Origin of the sequence: Jidongwangia harbinensis, from assembly GCF_020216025.1 — a bacterium.
GTDB classification, from domain to species: domain Bacteria; phylum Actinomycetota; class Actinomycetes; order Mycobacteriales; family Micromonosporaceae; genus Actinoplanes; species Actinoplanes harbinensis.
The window spans coordinates 44,711-64,337 of sequence record NZ_JAIWNC010000010.1; the positions used below are offsets into that span (position 1 = coordinate 44,711).

Annotated in this window: 15 protein-coding genes; 6 read left to right on the top strand and 9 right to left on the bottom strand. The window is 73.3% G+C overall.

What is annotated here, in order from left to right; translation table 11 throughout:
• Positions 1-5 precede the first annotated feature (5 nt).
• The 4 genes from LDL48_RS15145 to LDL48_RS15160 all read right to left on the bottom strand — a co-directional run bounded on the left by LDL48_RS15145 (position 6) and on the right by LDL48_RS15160 (position 3,643).
• Positions 6-1,118, bottom strand: a complete 1,113-nt coding sequence (locus tag LDL48_RS15145; RefSeq protein ID WP_225255747.1) for a cellulose binding domain-containing protein — start codon at positions 1,116-1,118, stop codon at positions 6-8.
• Between the two features lie 61 nt (positions 1,119-1,179).
• Positions 1,180-1,908 carry an ABC transporter ATP-binding protein gene (locus tag LDL48_RS15150; RefSeq protein WP_225255748.1) on the bottom strand — a complete coding sequence of 243 codons (729 nt, stop codon included), beginning with the start codon at positions 1,906-1,908 and terminating at the stop codon, positions 1,180-1,182.
• Complete coding sequence (locus tag LDL48_RS15155; protein ID WP_225255749.1) at positions 1,881-2,699, bottom strand: ABC transporter permease; 819 nt, start codon at positions 2,697-2,699, stop codon at positions 1,881-1,883. Before LDL48_RS15155 ends, LDL48_RS15150 begins: the two co-directional genes overlap by 28 nt.
• Complete coding sequence (locus LDL48_RS15160; RefSeq protein WP_225255750.1) at positions 2,696-3,643, bottom strand: aliphatic sulfonate ABC transporter substrate-binding protein; 948 nt, start codon at positions 3,641-3,643, stop codon at positions 2,696-2,698. Before LDL48_RS15160 ends, LDL48_RS15155 begins: the two co-directional genes overlap by 4 nt.
• Before the next feature lie 74 nt (positions 3,644-3,717).
• Between LDL48_RS15160 and LDL48_RS15165 the strand changes: the two genes are divergently transcribed.
• A complete protein-coding gene (locus tag LDL48_RS15165) occupies positions 3,718-4,878 on the top strand; it encodes an LLM class flavin-dependent oxidoreductase (RefSeq protein ID WP_225255751.1) in 1,161 nt (386 codons plus the stop codon).
• A gap of 159 nt (positions 4,879-5,037) precedes the next feature.
• Here the strand turns inward: LDL48_RS15165 and LDL48_RS15170 are convergent, their stop codons facing one another.
• Both LDL48_RS15170 and LDL48_RS15175 read right to left on the bottom strand, forming a co-directional pair.
• The gene (locus tag LDL48_RS15170; RefSeq protein ID WP_225255752.1) at positions 5,038-5,889 is read right to left on the bottom strand and encodes an NAD-dependent epimerase/dehydratase family protein; all 852 of its coding nucleotides are present in this window, start codon (positions 5,887-5,889) and stop codon (positions 5,038-5,040) included.
• Positions 5,886-6,302, bottom strand: coding sequence for a nuclear transport factor 2 family protein (locus tag LDL48_RS15175; RefSeq protein ID WP_225255753.1), 417 nt, complete (start codon positions 6,300-6,302; stop codon positions 5,886-5,888). Before LDL48_RS15175 ends, LDL48_RS15170 begins: the two co-directional genes overlap by 4 nt.
• Positions 6,303-6,399: 97 nt before the next feature.
• Between LDL48_RS15175 and LDL48_RS15180 the strand changes: the two genes are divergently transcribed.
• Complete coding sequence (locus LDL48_RS15180; protein ID WP_225255754.1) at positions 6,400-7,041, top strand: TetR/AcrR family transcriptional regulator; 642 nt, start codon at positions 6,400-6,402, stop codon at positions 7,039-7,041.
• On the opposite strand, the gene LDL48_RS15185 is transcribed toward LDL48_RS15180, so the two are convergent.
• On the bottom strand, positions 6,953-7,912 hold the full coding sequence (locus LDL48_RS15185) for a pirin family protein (protein ID WP_225255755.1): 960 nt from the start codon (positions 7,910-7,912) through the stop codon (positions 6,953-6,955). The two genes, LDL48_RS15180 and LDL48_RS15185, sit on opposite strands and share 89 nt — an antisense overlap.
• A gap of 165 nt (positions 7,913-8,077) precedes the next feature.
• Here LDL48_RS15185 and LDL48_RS15190 point away from each other — a divergent pair, with 165 nt between their 5' ends.
• The 3 genes from LDL48_RS15190 to LDL48_RS15200 all read left to right on the top strand — a co-directional run bounded on the left by LDL48_RS15190 (position 8,078) and on the right by LDL48_RS15200 (position 11,633).
• Positions 8,078-9,205 carry an alpha/beta fold hydrolase gene (locus LDL48_RS15190; RefSeq protein ID WP_225255756.1) on the top strand — a complete coding sequence of 376 codons (1,128 nt, stop codon included), beginning with the start codon at positions 8,078-8,080 and terminating at the stop codon, positions 9,203-9,205.
• Positions 9,206-9,592: 387 nt separating this feature from the next.
• Positions 9,593-11,176, top strand: a complete 1,584-nt coding sequence (locus tag LDL48_RS15195; RefSeq protein WP_225255757.1) for a TROVE domain-containing protein — start codon at positions 9,593-9,595, stop codon at positions 11,174-11,176.
• A gap of 145 nt (positions 11,177-11,321) precedes the next feature.
• Entirely contained in the window at positions 11,322-11,633 is a 312-nt protein-coding gene (locus LDL48_RS15200; protein ID WP_225255758.1) for a hypothetical protein, read from the top strand.
• Between the two features lie 28 nt (positions 11,634-11,661).
• On the opposite strand, the gene LDL48_RS15205 is transcribed toward LDL48_RS15200, so the two are convergent.
• Positions 11,662-12,324, bottom strand: coding sequence for a DedA family protein (locus tag LDL48_RS15205; RefSeq protein ID WP_225255759.1), 663 nt, complete (start codon positions 12,322-12,324; stop codon positions 11,662-11,664).
• A 230-nt stretch (positions 12,325-12,554) separates the two neighbouring features.
• Between LDL48_RS15205 and LDL48_RS15210 the strand changes: the two genes are divergently transcribed.
• Positions 12,555-17,159, top strand: a complete 4,605-nt coding sequence (locus LDL48_RS15210; RefSeq protein ID WP_225255760.1) for a glycoside hydrolase family 2 TIM barrel-domain containing protein — start codon at positions 12,555-12,557, stop codon at positions 17,157-17,159.
• A 464-nt stretch (positions 17,160-17,623) separates the two neighbouring features.
• Here the strand turns inward: LDL48_RS15210 and LDL48_RS15215 are convergent, their stop codons facing one another.
• Complete coding sequence (locus LDL48_RS15215) at positions 17,624-19,531, bottom strand: pectate lyase-like domain-containing protein (protein ID WP_225255761.1); 1,908 nt, start codon at positions 19,529-19,531, stop codon at positions 17,624-17,626.
• Positions 19,532-19,627: the final 96 nt, after the last annotated feature.

Sequence of the window (19,627 nt, forward strand, 5' to 3'; positions counted from 1 at the left end):
CCCGGTCAGCCGGTGGCGCAGGCAAGACCGCCGAGGGTGTACGCCGCCGGCGCCGCGTTGCTGGCCGACCAGCTGCCCTGCACCCCGACCGTGGTGCTGGCGCCCGCGGCGAGCCGGCCGTTCCAGCCGGCGTCGCGCATCGTCACGTCCGCGCCGGTCTGGGTGAACGTGCTGCTCCAGGACGAGGTGATCCGCTGGTCGCCGCCGAACGTGTACGCCAGCGTCCACCCGTCGAGCGGGCGCTCGCCGGTGTTGGTGACGGTCACGGTGGCGGTGAAGCCGCGCGGCCATTCCGCGGTGGGCGTCCAGGTCACCCGGCAGGACGGCGGCGCGGGCGGTTCGCTGACCGGTGGCGTGGTCGTGGTGGTGGTGGTGACGGTGATCGCCGGGGTGGCGATCGAGACGTTCCCGGCCGCGTCCCGGGCCCGTACGTAGAACTGGTTGCGGGCGGCCGGCAACGCCGCGGTGTACGTCGTGCCGGTCACCTGGGCCACCACCCGGGAGCTGAACCAGCCGTCGAACCAGTAGACGTTGTACCCGGTCACGCCGACGTCGTCGGTGGACGGCGACCAGCTCAGCGGGACACCGGCCGGGCCCACCTCACCGGCGGTCAGGCCGGACGGCGCGCTCGGCGGCGTGACGTCCGGGCCGGTGTCACCGGCCGGGGTGACCACGGTGACCGTCGGGGACCAGGCCGAGCGGCGGCCCATGGAGTCGCGCGCCATGACCTGGAACGAGTACTGCTGGCGGGGCACGATGCCGGCCGTGACGGTTGCCGTGGTGACGTTGCCGGCGGTGTGCAGCCGGACCACGTCGTCGAACGACTGGTAGTAGGTGATGTCGTACCCGGCGATCTCGCAGCAGCCGCGGACCGAGGCGGTCCAGGTGAGCGTGACCGACACCGACGTGACCCGGGCGGCGACCAGGTCGGTGGGCGCGCTCGGCGGGTGCGGCGAGGGATTGGGCGCGGACGGCACGGACGGCACCGGAGACGTCGGCGGCATCATCAGGGGTACGCCGGGCAGCGTCCCGCCCGCCGCGTCGTTGGCGGCGACCAACCCGACCGCCGCCAGGGCCGCCGTGACGAACAACGCGCTGAGCAGTCCCCGCTTCACCATCCGTCGACCATCGCCAAGACATCGACGTTCGTCAAGGCCATGCCGCCCGGTGGGACGCTCCTCAGCTACCCCGGACCGGAACGCCCAGCCGGTCCAGCAGCCGGCGGCGCAGCGGCCCGAATCCGGGGTCGTCCGGCGCCCGCGGCCGGTCCAGCGGCACCGGCAGTTCCTCGGCGATCCGGCCGCCGTCCAGCACCAGGGCCCGGTCGGCGAGCAGCAGCGCCTCGTCCACGTCGTGGGTGACCAGCAGGGCGGCGAAGCGGTGCCGGTCGCGCAGCCGGCCGAACAGGTCCTGCATCCTCAGCCGGGTCAGCGCGTCCAGCGCGCCGAACGGCTCGTCCAGCAGCAGCACCCGGGGCTCGCGGACCAGGGCCCGGGCGAACGCCACCCGCTGGGACTGCCCGCCGGACAGCTCGCTGGGCCAGCTGCGCGCCCGCTCGGCGAGGCCGACCTCGGTCAGCGCCGCCGCGGACCGGGCCCGCACGTCCCGGCCGGTCACCCCGAGCGCCACGTTGTCCGCCACCCGCTTCCAGGGCAGCAGCCGGTGTTCCTGGAAGACCACGGCGTGCTCGCGGGGCACCGACACCGCACCGGTCGCCTCCGGGTCCAGGCCGGCCAGGATGCGCAACAGCGTGCTCTTGCCCGAGCCGCTGCCGCCCAGCAGCGCCACCACCTCACCGGGTCCGATGGTCAGGTCGACGCCGTCCAGCACGACGGCCGGGCCGAACGCCCGGCGTACCCCGGTGACCCGGACGACCGGTGTCACGCCGCCCTCAGTCCGCGCCGCCATCCCAGCGCCCTCCTCTCCGCGATCCGCAGCAGCAGGTCGGACAGCAGGCCCAGGCCCGCGTACACGAACAGGCCGAGCACCACCACGTCGGTCTGGCTGAACTCCCGGGCCTCCATCATCAGGAAGCCGATGCCGTTCTCGGTGTTGGTCTGCTCGCCGACGACCAGGCTGAGCCAGGCCGCCCCGATGGCCAGCCGCAGCCCCAGGAACAGCGACGGCAGCGCGCCCGGCAGGATCACGTGCCGGAGCCGGGCCCAGGTGCCGAGTCCGCAGGTGCGGGCCGCCTCGACCAGGCGTTCGTCGATGTCGCGGATGCCGGCGTACGTGTTGAAGTAGAGCGGGAAGAACGCGCCCAGGGCGACCAGCGTGATCTTCATGGACTCGCCGATGCCGACCCAGATGATCAGCAGCGGCACCAGGGCCAGGTGCGGCAGCATCCGGGCCATCTGCACCGGCGGGTCGATGGCGTCGTCGCCGAGGCGCAACAGGCCGGCCGCGGCGCCCAGCACCAGTGCCAGCACCCCGCCGATGACCAGGCCGGCGGCCGCCCGGGTGAGCGAGTCGACCAGGTGCGCACCGAGCGTGCCGTCCGCGGCGAGCCGCCGGCCGGTGGCCAGCACCGTGCTGGGTGCGGGCAGCTTCTCCGGCGAGAGCGCGCCGGCCCGGGACAGCGCCTCCCACACCAGCAGGAGGACGAGCGGGCTGATACTGCGCTGCCAGCGCAGCCGCCGTCGTCTGCGGGCGGCCGGCGCCGTCGCCTGCGCGACCGGCTGGGTGGCGAGCGCGGTCACTGCAACTCCGCGGAGAACCGGTCGTCGACGCGGGCCTTCATGTCGACGGTCTGCGGGATCAGCTCGAGCTCGGCGAAGCCGTCCGCGATCGCCTGCAGCTCCGCGCCGACCTCGGCGGTCAGCGGCGCGAGCGGCTGGGCGCTGCGGGCCAGCGCCCGCGCGGTGACCGCTTCGTCGATCTTCAGTTCCGGCGCGAGGATCCGGGCGCGCTCCTCCGGGTTCGCGATGCCCCAGTCGGTGGTCTTCTGGTACGTGTCCAGGAACGTCTTGATCCGGTCGGTCTTCTGCTCCACCGCCTCCGGCGACACCAGGATGTACTCCCGGTTGTTCGCCAGTCCGGTGGCGTCCGCGAGCACCTGCACGCCGGGCTGTTCGGCGAGCGCGAAGTACGGGTCCCAGATGATCCACGCGTCGACCTGGTCGTTGTCGAAGGCCGGCCGGCCCTCCGCGGGCTTGAGGTACTTCACGTTGAGGTCGGTGAGCTTCATGCCGTGCTTCTCCAGCAGCTTGACCAGCAGCCAGTGCACGTTCGACCCCTTGTTCAGGGCGACGGTCTTCCCGCGCAGATCGGCGAACGACCGGTATCCGCGGGCCTTCTTGACCAGGACCGCCTCGCCCTTCGGAACCGGGGCGCTGGTGCCGACGACGGAGAACGGGATCTTCCCGGCGGCGGCGAAGATCGGCGGCGCCTCACCGGTCTGCCCGATGTCGATCGCGCCGGCCTTGAGCGCCTCGGTCAGGGCCGGCCCGCTCTCGAACAGCGACCACGTCACCTCCGGCGCCGCGGCCTTCGCCTTGACCAGGCTGAGCCCGCCGAACCGCTGGTAGCCGACCCGCAGCGGCCCGCCGTCCCCGCCGGCCGACGCCGCGTCATCGCCGCCGCACCCGCTGAGGCCGGCCAGCGTCAGCGTCAGCGCGGTGAACAGGGCAGTCAAACGTCGCATGGTGGCTCCTCGATGGGTGGCGTGCTGGAGAGCACTCTATCTACTCGATAGGAGATATGGGTACTGTGGGTTCCATGACCGCGCTCGACTTCCACTGGTTCCTGCCCACCAACGGCGACAGCCGCGACATCGTCGGCGGCGGGCACGGCGTCCCGGTCGGTGCCGCCGGCGGCGTACGCCCGCTGACCATCGGCTACCTGGGCCAGATCGCCCGCAGTGCCGAGCAGCTCGGCTTCGTCGGCGCGCTCACCCCCACCGGCGCCTGGTGCGAGGACGCCTGGCTGGCCACCGCGATGCTCACCGAGGTCACCGAGCGACTGAAATTCCTGGTGGCGTTCCGCCCCGGCCTGATCTCGCCGACGCTCGCCGCGCAGATGGCCTCCACGTTCCAGCGGCTTTCCGGCAACCGGCTGCTGCTCAACGTGGTCACCGGCGGCGAGTCGGCGGAACAGCGGGCGTTCGGCGACTTCCTGGACAAGGACGCGCGGTACGCCCGTACCGACGAGTTCCTCGGCATCGTCCGGGCGCTGTGGCGCGGCGAGACCGTCGACCACGTCGGCGAGCACCTGCGGGTCGAGGGCGCCAGACTCAGCCGGCTGCCCGACCCGGCGCCGGACATCTACTTCGGCGGCTCCTCCGCGGCGGCCGGCCCGGTCGCCGCCCGGCACACCGACGTCTACCTGACCTGGGGCGAGCCGCCCGCCCAGGTCGCCGAGAAACTGCACTGGATCCGCGGCCTCAACCCCGCGCTGCGCTTCGGCATCCGGCTGCACGTGATCGCCCGGGACACCGCCGCGCAGGCCTGGGCGGAGGCCGACCGCCTGCTGCAGGGCGTCTCCCCGGCCGACATCGCCGCCGTGCAGGCCGGTCTGCGCCGGAGCGAGTCCGAGGGGCAGCGCCGGATGCTCGACCTGCACGGCGGCTCCCGCGACGGGCTGGTCGTGGCGCCCAACCTGTGGGCCGGCGTGGGCCTGGTCCGCGGCGGCGCGGGCACCGCGCTGGTGGGCAGCCACGGCGAGATCGCGGACCGGATCGCCGAGTACGCCGAGCTCGGCATCACCGAGTTCATCCTGTCCGGGTATCCGCACCTGGAGGAGGCGTACTGGTTCGGCGAGGGGGTGCTGCCGGAGTTGCGCCGGCGGGGGTTGTGGCGCCACCCGGCGGGGGACGCGGGCGCCGCGCCGGCGAGCATCCCGTTCGCCGGCGTCAGCCCGTCGTCCGCCGCCGCATCCTGACCGTGAGCGCCGCATCCTGACCGTGAGCGCTGCATCCTGACCGTGAGCGCTGCATCCTGACCGTGAGCGCGGCATCCTGACCGTGAGCGCCGCATCCTGACCGCGGGCGCGGCGTTCTGACCGCCGGCGCCGCGTTGGGACGGGGGGCGCCGGGTTCGGCTACGTCGCCGGTGTGTGCGGGCCGGCGGGTGCGGTGCCGCCCAGCCGGCCGGCGCAGAAGTCCCGGAAGGTGCGCGGCGCCCGGCCGGTCACGTCGGCGACGGTGGTCGTGGTCCGGTCCTCCGCCCCGGCCGCGATCGCCGCGTCCAGCCCGGCGAGCAGCCCGGCGAAGTTCCGCGGTATCCCGCCCGCGACCAGGTGGTCGGTCATTTCGGCCGGGCCGACCGCGCGGTGGCGCACCGCCCGCCCGCCGAGGTCGGTGAGCACGGACGCGACGTCGGCGTAGCTCAGGGTCTCGGGCCCGGTGATGAGGTGCTCGGTGTTGTGCGGCGTGGGGTCGGTGAGCGCCCGCGCCGCCACCTCGGCGATGTCGGCCGGGTCCACGAAGCCGACCCGGCCGTCGCCGGTGGCGCTGACGATCTCGCCGTGCCGGCGCGCGCTCACGGCGTGCGGATGATCACCGACGAAGTTCTCCATGAACCAGGACGGGCGCAGGACCGCCCACTCGGGGAACAGGCCGGGCAGCCGGGCGTGCACCAGGCCGGCGCCGTGCGGGCCGGCCGGGATCGCCGAGGAGCTGAGCAGCACCGCCCGGCGGACGCCCAGCCGCCCGGCCAGGGCCAGGAACGGCAGCATGACCGGGGCGGGATCGACCTCGCCCACGGGCGGCAGCAGGTAGACCGCGCGGGTGCCGGCCAGGGCGTCCGGGTGGGTGGCCGGGTCGTACCAGTCGAAGCGGACGGTGGCGGCGGACTCCTGCCGGCTGGCGGTCCGCACCGGGTGGCCGTGCCGGGTCAGCGCGGCGGCGAGGAGCCGGCCCGTGGTGCCGGTGCCGCCGAGGACCAGGATCATGCGCGCACCAGGCCGCCGCCGAGCAGTTCCTGAGCGGCCAGGGGATTCCAGTAGTCGCGGTAGTGCACGAGCTGCCCGTCCCGGACGGTCAGGACCGCGATGTAGCGCAACCGGTACGGCCGGCCGCCGGCCACGACGACGCCGGACGCGGTGAACTCGGTGACGATGACCTCGGGGTCGGTGGTCTCGTGCAGCACCACGTCGCCGATCTCCCGGACGTCGAGCAGATCGGGGTAGTGGATCAGGTAGTCGTGCACCGCGGCGCGGCCCTCCAGCCGGGTCGGCTGGCCGGGCGGCGCGAACGGGAACTCCATCACCGCGTCCGGGGCGAACAGGGCGATGAAGGCGGCCATGTCCTTGGCGAGCAACAGCTCGATCGCGCGGTGGAAAACGTCGGTCGGGGTGTACGGCATGCTGGTCCCTCCGCCGGGAAGCGGCCCGCGGTAGGATGCGGACCGTCGGTCCGTTTGAACTATACGGACCATCAGTCCGTTTGGCGAGAGGGGTCGGATGCGCGCGGACGCGGTACGTAACCGGGAGGCGGTGCTCGCCGCGGCCGGGCGGTTGTTCGATGCCGCGGCCGACCCCGAGCGCGTCTCGATGGACGACATCGCGGCCGCCGCCGGCGTCGGCAAGGGCACGCTGTTCCGCCGCTTCGGCGACCGCCTCGGCCTGATCCGCGCGCTGTACGAACAGCGGTCGGTGGAGCTGCACGCCGCGCTCGCCACGGCGCCCGGCCGGCCGGCCGCTCAGCGCGCGCTGGACCTGCTCGAGGCCATGCTCCGGTTCAAGCTCGACAACCGGGTCCTCGCCCTGGCGCTGGAGAACGCCGGCGCCGGCAGCCCGTACCGCAACGAGGCGTACGACCGCTGGCACGCGCTGCTGACCGGACTGGTCGCGGAGGCACGCGGACCGGAGTCGGCGGACTACCTGGCGCACGTGCTGCTGGCGGCCGTCCGCAGCGATCTGGTGGAACACCTGCGCGACCGGTCCGACGACCGGTGGACCGCCGGACTGCGTCTGCTGGTCCGGTCCGTGCTGTCGCCGGCGGAGGGCGACGGGACTACCCCGATCGGCCGTGCCGGTCCCGGGGCTTCAGCCGCACCGACGGCATCTCCGGAGCCGGCAGCGGATCGGCCGCACACCCGCTGACCGCGCCGAAGCGGCGTCCGGCCGTCCAGTCGGCGCGCGCCTCGACGATCTCCTCGTGCGAGCGGCCGACGAAGTTCCACCACATCACCAGCGGCTCCTCGAACGGCGCACCGCCGAGCAGGAAGAGCCGCGCCGGCCGGCTCGCGTCGACCGGGATCTCGGTGCGGCCGGTGCCCAGGTAGAGCAGCGAGCCCGGGTGCAGGTCGGTGCCGGCGACCGTGGCGGCGCCGTCCATCGCCAGCATGCCGTACTCGAAGGCGGGATCGGCCGGGAGCCGGGCACCGCCGGGGCCGTCGAACAGCACCTCCGCGCCGAGCAGCGGCGTGTCCACCCGGGCGGGGGACTCCGCGTCGCCGAGGCGGCCCACCACCACGGTGACCCGGGCGTCGCCGAGCTGCCGGACCGGCAGGCCGGCGTGGTGCTCGAACCGGGCCGGGCCGTGCCGGGTCTCGTCGGGCAGCGCCACCCAGAGCTGGAGTCCGTGCATGCCCGCCGGGTGGTCGTCGGGGGTGTACTCGGCATGGGCGATGCCGTGCCCGGACGTCATCAGGTTGAGCTGCCCGGGCGTGACCAGCTGGTGGCTGCCCAGGCTGTCGCGGTGCTCGACGACGCCGTCGACCAGCCAGGTGACGGTCTGCAGGCCGGTGTGCGGATGCGGCGGCACCTGCATGCCGGGGCGGCCGGTCACGTCGTCCGGGCCGAAGTGGTCGACGAAGCACCAGGCGCCGATCAGGCGGCGCTGTCGGTGCGGGAGCAGGCGGCGCACCGTGGTCCACCGTCCGAGGGGTACGTCGTGACCGGGCAGCAACACGCTGTCCGGCTCCGCCACATCGGCCACGGTTGCGGCATAGAGTGCCTGTTCGCCGGTCATCCGCCGACCCTATGGCACGCCCGGGGCCCGCCGCACGCACCGGACGCCATCGACGGAGTTCACTACCGCGAGGCTAGTCCTCGAAGTACTACGCACGTGCGCACTTGAATCACCGCCGGATCCGACAACGATCGCCTCATGACCCGCCCAGCAAAGGATCCGGACATGTCCACTGCGCACCTCCGCCGGCCCGCCGTCCGATGGGCCGCCGTACTCCAGACCGTTCTGCTCGCGCTCGCCGGCCTGCTCGTCACCGGCGCGCCGGCGGCGGCGTCGCTCGTGCCCGGCACCGTCGTCACCGCCTCGACCGCGACCCTGCCCGCCGAACTGGTGCCGCTCGCGAACGGCAAGCGCATCTCGTACCTCACCACCGCGCCCGGCGGAGCCATCACCGCCGCCACCGGCCTGGTGCTCACCCCGAAGACCGGCAAGAAGAACAAGACCGTGGTCTGGGGGCACGGCAGCACCGGCCTCGCCGACCAGTGCGCGCCCTCGGCCAGCCAGGCGGTGTTCTGGCCGGAGGCGCGGGCGGCCATCGCGGCGCTGCTCGGCAAGGGCTGGACGGTCACCGCGCCGGACTATCCGGGGCTGGGTACGCCGGCCGCACACCCGTACCTGATCGGCGAGAGCGCCGGCCGCTCGATGATCGACAGCGTGAAGGCGGCCCGCAACCTCGACGCCGCGCTGAGCACGCAGTACGTGCTCGACGGCCACTCGCAGGGCGGCCAGGGCGCACTGTTCGCCGGTCAGCTCGCGCCTTCGTACGACGGGCCGCTGGTACTGCGCGGCGTGGCGGCCATCGCGCCGGTGTCCAATCTGGATGTCCTGGCGCCGGCCATCCCGGGCACCCCGGGCCAGGGCTACCTGGTGATGGCGCTGTACGGCCTGAGCACCCAGGACCCGAGCGTCAACCCGAACGCCCTGCTCGCCGGCCCGGCCCGGCAGCGCGCGTCGGTGCTGCAGTCCGGTTGCCTGTACGAGATCCTCGACGCCTACGCCTCGCTGACCGCGGAGGAGCTGCTGGTCGGCGGCGCGCTGCCGGACGCGGTGGTGGCCAAGCTGGCCCGGTACGGCAACCCCGCCCAGTCCACGCCGAGCGTGCCGATGCTGATCGTGCAGGGCACCGCGGACGAGGCCGTGCCGTACGAGGTCACCCGCGACCTGTTGCTCCCGCAGCTGGCCGTCTACCGCCAGCCGGTGGAGTTCGTGACGGTCGAGGGCGCCAACCACGACGAGGCGGTGTTCCGGACGGTCGACGTGGTGGCGCGCTGGATCGCGGCCCGGTTCGGCTGACCGCGAGGCACCGGGGACGGCGTCGGCAACGGGGGGCCGTCCCCGGGTAATTCCGTTGCCGCGCAACGCCATCGTTCGTATCGTTTGACGCGCACTTCCCGGTGCGAAGGTACGCGGCTACTTCTCTGGTAAAGAACCGCCATAGGCGGGACGGGGTTCAAGTCCCCAAAGCCGATGCCGACCAGAACTCGGGAAGCACGACGTCGGCAGGATGCCCGGTGCGAAGGCGACGGTTACTTCCGACTCCAAACCGGGTGGATGCGGGTTCGACTCCCGCCGGCGGTACCCACCGCCGTAGCTCAACGGCAGAGCAACTTTGTACCGTGGCCGCCCTTGATCTCGGGCATCCTCCGCACGACAACCCCGCCGCGCACAGAAGGGAAGACCATGACCAAGTTCAACATCGCCGGCGCACGGTCGGCCCTCGGCCGGGGGCCGGTCACGGCCGAGCACACCGCCTCCGGCCGGACCCACACCGGTGGCGCCGGCTTCGCGCACGACGCCAAGAGCGAGCTTTTCCTGCTGGCCGTGGCCAACCTGGCCGGCGAGGACACGTACTACGAGAAGGCCGCCGACCGGGACCGCCGCTACGCCGGCCTGGTGCAGCGGGTGACCGTGGCCGATCCGGCCTGGACCGCCCGGTTCCTGCGCTGGCTGCGCACCGAGGGCAACCTGCGCTCGGCGTCGCTGGTGGGCGCGCTGGAAGCGGCCAAGGCCATGCGGGACCACGGGATTCCCGGCGGCCGCGCGGTGGTCGACTCGGTGCTGCAGCGGGCCGACGAGCCCGGTGAGGCGCTGGCCTACTGGATGTCCGTGTACGGCCGGGCGGTGCCCAAGCCGGTGAAGCGCGGCGTCGCGGACGCGGTGGCGCGGCTGTACCGGGAGCGGTCGCTGCTGAAGTACGACACCGCGTCGCACGGGTTCCGCTTCGGCGACGTCATCGACCTCACCCACCCGTCGCCGGCCACCGGTCGGGCGTGGCAGGGCGCCCTGTTCGGGTACGCGCTGGACCGCCGGCACGGCCGGGACACCGCACCGCCGGCCCCGCTGTCCATGCTGACCGCCAACGCCGAGCTGCGGCGCGCGGCGGAGCGGGACCCGTCGGTGCTGCTGGACCCGGACGCGCTGGCCCGGGCCGGCATGACGTGGGAGGACGCGCTGTCGCTGGCCGGCGCCGAGCTGGACAAGGCCCGGCTGTGGACCGCGCTGATCCCCGGCATGGGCTACATGGCGCTGCTGCGCAACCTGCGCAACTTCGACCAGGCCGGGGTGGGCGACGACGTGGCCGCCCAGGTCTGCGCCCGGCTGGCGGACCCGGCCCAGGTGGCCCGGTCGCGGCAGTTCCCGTTCCGGTTCCTCGCCGCGTACGAGCAGGCGCCGTCGCTGCGCTGGGGCGGCGCGCTGGACCGCGCGCTGCAACTGTCGCTGTCCAACCTGCCGGCCCTGCCCGGCCGGTCGCTGGTGCTGGTCGACACGTCGGCGTCGATGTCCGCCCGCGGCTTCTCCCGGACGTCGACGATGACCCCGGTGAAGGCGGCCGCGGTGTTCGGGGTGGCGCTGGCCGCCCGCGGCGAGCGGGTCGACCTGCACGGCTTCGCCGACGGCGTGTTCCGGCACCCGGTGCCGGCCGGGGCCTCGGTGATCCGCGAGGTGGACCGGTTCGTCCGCCGGGTCGGCGAGGTGGGTCACGGCACCCGCATCGCCGAGGCGGTCCGGGCGACGCTGCGCGGTCATGACCGGGTCTTCGTGATCTCGGACATGCAGACGTTCGCTCCGGGACCCGGCACCGGCGAGGTGACCGCCGTGGTGCCGCGGCACACCCCGCTGTACGGCTTCAACCTCGGCGGGTACACGCGGACCGCGTTCGACGCGGGCGCGCCGAACCGGATCGAGTTCGGCGGGCTGACCGACGCGACGTTCCGGATGGTCCCGCTGATCGAGGCCGGCCGGAACGCCGACTGGCCGTTCTGACCGTCCGCCCGCCCCGGGACCACTGTCCCGGGGCGGGCACAATGCACCTCGATCGATCCCGCCCGCCGGCCACGCTCGGGGCCGGCTCGTTCGACGCCGCCGCCCGCGACCTGGCCCGGATCGGGCTGCTGATGGCGCACGACGGGTGATCGCCGGCCGCCGGGTGGTGCCGTCCGGCTGGTCCCGGCGCACCTGGGGCCGGCGGCTGCCGCATCTGGCGGTGGGTGCCCTGGGGGAGAGCGGGTACGACCACTACGGGTACTCCACCCTGTGGTGGACCGTCGCGGCTCATCGGCCGGCGGTCACCGGCCTGGGCGTGCACGGGCAGTACCTGTTCGTGGATCCGGTGGCGGACGTGGTGATCGTGAAGTGCAGCGCGTGGCCGGCGCTCGACGACGAACGTCGGGACCGGGAGACCGTCACCGCGCTGCGGCGCGTCGCCGAGGATCTGGGCTGAGGCTGGTACCGGGGGCGGGTGCCGGGTCTCAGACCGTGGCGAGCCGCGGGCGGGCGGGCGGGGTGGCCGGCACGCCGGGGCGGTTGCGCCGCAGCAGGCGGCCGGCGAACGGCACCACCCCGAGGCAGGTCGCCCCGACCGCGGCCAGCACCACGCCGGTGCCGCCGGTGTCCACCCCGGCGGTGAGCGCGCCCGCGCCGGCGAACGCGCCGACCCAGATCGCGGTACCCAGCGAGGACCAGCCGACGAACCGGCCGAACGGCATCTTCGCGGTGCCCGCCACGATCGGCACCACCGCGTGGATCACGGCGACGAAGCGGACCGCCACCAGCGCGGCGGCACCCCGGTCGCGCAGGTACGCCTCGGCCTTGTCGAACCGCTCGGCGCCGATCCGGCGGCCCAGCCGGGTGTCCCGGAGCCGGGACCCGAGCACGCGGCCCACCAGGTACCCGGCGATCTGGCCGGCCATCGCGCCGGCCGTACCCACCGCCACGGCGAGCGCGAAGCCGAGCGGACCGGCGGGCAACGAACCGGCCAGCATCACCACGGACTCGCCCGGCACCAGCAGGCCGAGCAGGAAGGTCGTCTCCAGCGCGCTGGAGAGCGCGGTGAACAGCAGCACCGACCAGTCGTCCAGGGTGGACAGCCAGTCGACGAAGGCGGTGGCGGCGGTCATCAGTTCGTTGATCACTGCTTCAGCCTTCCGGGTGGGCCCGTCCGGCACCATCAGGGCCTCACCCCATTCGACCCTGACGCCTGCACCCTGGCGGGGGTAGAGCTGGCACTACCCCCTAGGGGCCGGCCGCCGGAACGGGGTGCTTAGATCACCGAGAGTTCACACGTTGACACAACGCGACACAGAAGTAAGCATTGTCCATCATCGATGTACACGCTTCCGGGCCGAGCGAAGGAGCGAGTTCGATGCGCCGTACCCGCCTGTATCGGTTCCTCGCCGCCGCGCTCGCCGCTGCCCTGACCGTCTCCGTGCTGCCCGCCGCCGCACTCGCGTGGACCCCGGAGACCGCGGCCGGTCCGGTGCGGGCGCCGGCCCCGGACCCGGACGGCGGGCCCCGGACCGCCGCGGACGTCTACCGCTACCTGGAGGACCCGGAGCTCACCGGCGAGGGCCAGGAGGAGCCGCACGTCGACCTGCGGCCGTACGCGGGCGCCCGCCAGGCCGTCGCCGACCTCACCGAGCGCAACGCCGCCAACCCGAACGTGCGGACGCTCAACGGCGACTGGCGGCTCAAGATCTTCGACCGGCCGGACGACGTGCCGGCGGAGTTCCGTACCGCCGGCTTCGACGCCTCCGCCTGGCCGGCCGCGACCGTGCCGCACACCTGGCAGTCCGACTTCACCGACCACCCGATGTTCCGCAACATCCCCACCGACGTGGCACCGGACGACCCGCCCAGGGTGCCCCGCGACGTGAACCCCACCGGCGCCTACGTGCGGACCGTCGACCTGCCCGCCGACTGGGCCGGTGACCGGGTGGTGCTCCGGTTCGAGGGCGTCACCAGCGGCTACCTGGTCTGGGTCAACGGCGGCTACGTCGGGTACGACCAGGGTGGCTACACCCCGGCCGAGTTCGACGTCACCGCCCGCCTGCGCCCCGGCCGCAACCAGATCGCCGTGCAGGTGCACCGCTGGGGTTCCGGGTCGTACCTGGAGGACGTCGACCAGTGGCGGTACAGCGGCATCTTCCGCGACGTGTGGCTCTACCGCACCAACCCGGCGTACCTGCGGGACGCCTATCTCACCACCGACCTGGACGCCGCGCACCGCGACGCCACCCTGCGCGCCCGGGTCGACGTGGCCGGCCCGCCCGGCCGCTACACCGTGCGGGCGGTCCTGCGCGACCCGCGGAACCGGACCGTGGCGACCGCGCGGGGCACCGCCGAGGCCGGCGGACGGGTCACCCTGACCGCGCCGGTCGCCGATCCGGCCAAGTGGAGCGCCGAGGAACCCACGCTGTACGCGCTGGTGCTGGAGCTGCTCGCCGCGGACGGCACCGTGCTGCACACCGCGTCCCAGCCGGTCGGGTTCCGCGAGATCGAGGTGCGCGACAAGCAGATCCTGGTCAACGGCGAACGGATCCTCGTCAAGGGCGTCAACCGCGCGGAGACCGACCCGGACACCGGCCGCTACAACACCCGCAAACGCCAGCGCGACGACGTGTTCCTGATGAAGAAACTGCACCTGAACGCGGTACGCACGTCGCACTACCCGTCGGACCCGTACCTGTACCGGCTGGCCGACCGGTACGGGCTGTGGGTCGACGACGAGGTCGACATCGAGACGCACAACCGGGAGAACTGCCCGTCCAACTGCCTGGCCGACCGGCCGGAGTGGCAGGCCGCGTTCGCCGAACGGTTCCGGGCCATGGTGGAACGCGACAAGAACCACCCGAGCGTCATCTTCTGGGACACCGGCAACGAGGCCGGCCTGGGCGCCGCGCACCACGCGATGGCCGCCTGGGCGGACGCGAACGAGCCCACCCGCCTGCTGTACCACCAGTCGAACAGCCCGGACGGGGACGCGCCGTTCGCCGACGTGGACGGGCCGCGCTATCCCACCCCGGCGCGGCTCGAGGCGCGCACGAAGGCGTCCGCCAAGCCGGTCGTGATGGGCGAGTACGCGCACGCGATGGGCAACGGGCTCGGCAACTTCGACCAGTTCTGGGACCTGGCCCGGCGCAACCCGCAGATGCAGGGCGGCTTCATCTGGGACTGGGCCGAGCAGAACCTGCGGCAGCCGCTGGTGCTCACCCCGGACACCTCGGGCAACGCGATCCAGACGTTCCTGGTCGGCAAACCCACGCCGGTACCCGGCCGGCGCGGACAGGCGGTCGGCCTGTCCAGCCTGGACGACTACGTGGACGTGTTCCGGGACCGCCGGCTCGACCTCACCGAAGCGGTCACCCTGGACGCGTGGGTCAAGCCGGGGGAGTGGGCCGGCAGCTTCCCGATCCTGACCAAGGGCCTGGGCTACGCGCTGCAGATGCGCGACCGGGACACCCTGGAGTTCGGCGTGCACGCGGGCGGCTGGGCCACCGCCGCCGCCGCGGTGCCGGCCGACTGGTACGGCAACTGGCACCGGGTCACCGGCGTCTACGACGGCGCCGCGTTGCGCCTCCACATCGACGGGGAGCAGGTCGCCACGGTGGCCCGCACCGGTGCCGTCGACCCCGGCCTGTACGAGGTCAACCTCGGCCGCAACGCCGAGACCCAGCAGGACAACGACATGCGCGGCATCCGCACCGCCCGCGGCCTGATCGACGACGCCCGGATCTACGGCACCGCCCTCACCGCGGACCAGCTGGCCGACGGCGCCGACCCGGCCGGTGACGCCGTGCTGGCCCTGGACTTCGACACCTACCAGCGGCGGGGTGACTTCCTCAGCCTCGGCATCAGCCTCTCCGGCACCGACGGGCTGGTCGGCTCGGACCGCTACCTGCAACCCGAGACGGCCGAGATGGCGTGGGCGCAGGCGCCGATCCGGTTCACCGCCACCGATGCCGCGGCCGGCCGGGTCCGGGTGCACAACGAGCAGCGGGCCGGCACGTTCGACGTACGGGTGAAGTGGTCGCTGGTCGAGCAGCGCCGGACGCTCGCCTCCGGCGGCCGTACCCTGCGGCTCGGCCCCGGCGAGAGCGCGGACCTCGACGTCGGCGCGGTCCCGGCCAACCCGGACGACCGCGAACGGTTCCTGAACGTCACCGCGGAGTCCACCCGTGCGACGCCGTGGGCGCCGGCCGGCTGGGTGGTCGGCCACGACCAGTTCGCGGTCGGCGGGCGCGCCGTCCCGGGCGTCCTGCCGCGGCCGGTGGCCGGCCGGCCCACCGTGGCGCAGCAGGGCGACACGGTCACCGTGCGCGGGCCGGGCTTCAGCTACCGGTTCGACGACGGCGCGCTCACCTCGATGCGGGCCCGCAACACCGAGCTGCTGCACGGCGGACCGCAACTGGACGTGTACCGGCCGCCGACCAGCAACGAGACCTACGACTGGGGCACCGAGGACCGGGTCATCTGGCACGAGATCGGGCTGGACCGGCTGCGCACCACGGTCACCGGCGTGCAGACCCGCACCGAGGCGGACGCGGTCGTGGTGGAGGTACGCAGCGTCGTCGCCGGCCGCGGCACCGAGGAACTGCTCTCCTTCGACCAGACCATGCGGTACCGGATCGACCGGCGCGGTACGGTCGCGCTCACCCAGCACGTGGTGCCGCAGGGTTCCCGGGTCGCCGCCATGCCGTACCTGCCGCGGGTCGGGGTGTCGCTGCGGCTGCCGGACGAGATGCAGCAGTTCGCGTTCTACGGCCGCGGCCCGCACGAGTCGTACAACGACCGGCGCAGCGGTGCCCGGATGGGCGTGTACCGCAGCACCGTCGCGGACCAGTACGTGCGGTACTCCCGGCCGCAGGCGTACGGCAACCACACCGACGCCCGGTGGGCCAGCCTGCACGACGGCCGGGCCGGTCTGCTGGTCGGCGGCATGTCCGACGTGAGCGTCACCGAGTTCGACGACCTGGACCGCGCCGAGTACGACCACCAGCTCCCGCAGGTCCGCAACCGGGGCTGGGTGACGCTGCACGCGGAGGCCGGGGAGACCGGCATGGGCGAGACGCCGAACTCGGTGCTGGCACCGTACTTCCTGTCCCCGACCCGGGCGTACTCGCACGAACTGGTGCTGCGCCCGCTCACCGCGGCCGAGGTGCGGGCGGACGGCGTACCGGATCCGGACGTGCCGGCGCCGTGCCCGCCGGACGTCGCGGTGCGGACCGACGGCGCGGTGGCGGCCGGCGTCCCGGAGACCGTGCGGGTGACCGTGTCGGCCCGCTGCGCCGCCGGACTGACCGATGGCACCGTGTGGCTGACCGCGCCGGACCGCTGGACCGTGCAGCCGCAGACCGTCGACCTGGGCGCGGTGGCGGCCGGCGCACCGGAGACCGCCACGTTCACCGTCACCGCACCGGCCGGCACCGACGTCGGCCGGTACGACCTGACCGCCACCGCGGTCACCACCACGCCGGACGGCTTCCGGTCCACCACCACCGAAACGGCCACCGTGGACGCGCCGCTGCCGGCCGGGTACGCCTGGCTCAGCGACCGGCCGTACACGGTGGAGGCGAACGGCTGGGGCCCGGTCGAGAAGGACCGCAGCAACGGCGAGCAGGGCGCCGCGGACGGTGGCACGCTCACGATCGGCGGGGTCACGTACCCGAAGGGCCTGGGCGCGCACGCGCTCTCCCAGATCCTGTTCGACCTCGGCGGCGACTGCACCCGGCTGCGCGTCGACGTGGGCGTCGACGACGAGATGGGCAGCCGCGGGACGGTGGTGTTCGAGGTGTGGGTGGACGGCGAACGCCGCGCGCAGACCGGCGTCCGCACCGGCGCCGACCCGGCGCAGCGCCTCGACGTCGACCTGACCGGCGGCGAGCGGCTCGAGCTGCGGGTCACCGACGGCGGCGACCGCAACGGCGGCGACCACGGTGACTGGGCCGGCGCGCGGCTCGCCTGTGCCTGATCACCGGCAGCAGCGGTTGCCGGCTGTCTCCGGGCCGCCGGCTGTCTCCAGGCCGGATGGTGTCGCCGGAACCGCACCATGATCGCCGCCGCTGGAACACCAGTGTCGCTTCAGCGGCCTGATAACGACGTCGGCGTCCCACTGGAGCGCTCCAGTGGAGCGATATCAACGCGGCGGGGCGGCTGCGCTCGTCCGTGGCGGCGTCGGCTTCGAGGCGCGGGGTAGGGGCGCAAGCTGCTGCACGACCTCGACTCGCCCGGCGCCTGCGACGGCCACGTGGTCCGCAGCGCCTCACTCGCCCCCTTTTCGGCTGGGGCGTGTGGAGCAGTGGCGCGCTGCGCACCTGAGAACTACACGGGGCGTCGCGCTCGACCGGCGATGCTGCGGGCAGCGACGTGCGTACCCAGCCTCCCGGTCGGAGTGGTGGGCCGGAGCCGGGTGGCTCCGGCCCACCGGGCGACGGGCTACGGTGCGGGGTAGTCCGTCACGTACACCGGGACGCCGATCTTCGTCGTGTCGGCCGCCGCGCCCACGCTGTTGACCACGTGGTCGATGATGCCGGCGCTGAGGTTGACGGTCATGATGTGGTGCAGCTGCACGCCGGGACGCTTCGGCACCTCGAAGCCGTTCTCGGTGTGGATCGCCGGGTTGTTCTGGTTGAACACGTACACGCCGGCGCCGTACAGCTTGTGGTTGCGGACGTGGTCGCCGACCTTGTAGCCGGCCCAGCCCTCGGTGCCGTCGTCGTTCATCCAGTCCGCCTGCGTCGGCGGGTCGTACGGCAGTTCGTTCTGGTACAGCACGGTGGTGCCGTTGTTGCCGTTCCAGATCGTGTTGTACTCCTGGAAGTGCTCCACGAACAGGCCGGTCGCGGTCACGTGGTCGCCGTTAATGACGGCGCCGTTGCGGCCGGTGTTGGTACGCCAGCGGTCGGTGTCACCGTTGACGCCCTCGGTGAAGCCCTCGACGCCGTGGTCGCCGCGCCACACCCAGGTGTGGTCGATCAGCACGTTGTCGCTGTTCACCTCGAGCGCCACGTCGGTCTTGCCGATGTGCGGCCCGCCGACCCGGAAGTACACGTCGGACAGCGTGGTCGGGTTGACCGGGGAGCTCTGGCCGCCGGCACCGGTGCGGCTGCCGACCCGCAGCAGGGTCTTCGACTCCGTCAGGCCGGCGTCGACGGTCACGCCGGCCACGATGACGCCGGGCACGTCGCCGACCACCAGCGGGGTGGCGCCGTCGACCGCGGTGAGCGTGGCGTGCCCGATGCCGAGCACCACGGTGCCGGGGCGGCGGACGTTGATGCTGCGGGCGATGTCGTACACGCCGGGGGTGAGCAGGAGGTGCTTGCCCCGGTTGAGCTGGGCGTTGATGGTCTGTACCGAGTCGCCCGGCCGGGCGATGTGGAAGTCGCCGATCGGGAGGGTGCGGCCCGGCGTGACGCCGTCCGCCCAGGAGGTGCCGCTGGTGTTGCGCTTGGCGGCCGGCACCCGGACCTTGTAGTTGCCGCGGTCGTCCACGAACAGGTACGGCTTCTCCCGGCTCAGCGGGGTGGTCGCCAGCGTGGTGTACGGCGGGTTCGGGAACGCGGCGTCGTCCGGGGCGCCGACGACGCCGGAGAACACCTGGTTCCACACGCCGTTGGACCAGGTGCCGACCTGGCTGTTGCGGGTCAGCCACTGCTGCTGGGAGCCGTTGGTGACGTCGCCGAACCTGGAGTCGGCGATGAAGCCGCCGCTGGCGTACTGCGGGCCGGCGGTGCAGTAGTCCATCAGCGTGAAGCCGCCGTCGACCTGGAGCCGGCGCAGCGACACCGCCTGGGACACGGCCCAGAAGTTCGCGCCCTTGCGGCAGTCGTCCTGGCCGGTGCCGTTCACGTTGATCGACAGGTTGGACAGGGTGCGCCAGAAGTTGACCAGCGCGAGGCAGTTGCCGGTGCCGTTGTCGGCGAGGCAGCGGTTGTAGACCTCGACCTTGCCGTTGATCACGACGTCGGTGGGCGACGCGCCCAGGCCGGAGACCTCGGTGTAGTAGCCCACCTTGATCTGCAGCGGGTTGGTGGCGGTGCCGTAGCTGCCCGGCTTGAAGAGGAAGGCGTACCGGGCCGTACCCATCTCGTTGTCGACCTGTTTGGCGTGTGCGGCGTCCAGCGTCGCCTGGATCTCGTCGACCGGCATGGCGGGGTCGAAGACCGTGACGTTGACCCCGAGGTCCGGCACGGCCGGAGCCGGGCGCGCCGGGGCGGCGGTGGCCGTGCCGGTCACCGCTCCGGCGGTCGCCAGCGCCAGGCCGAAGGCGATCAGGCGGCCGAGAGACCGGTGGCGCTCCGGTGGCCCGGCGCGACGTCCACTGCCGGTGGGGCGTGTCGTCATGCGGAGAAGTCCTTTCGGTAACAGGGTTGCAATAAACCGAGTCACAGAAAGCTATAGGCGAAGTCGCATGTCAAGTGCGGTGTGGAGGCCGGGAGC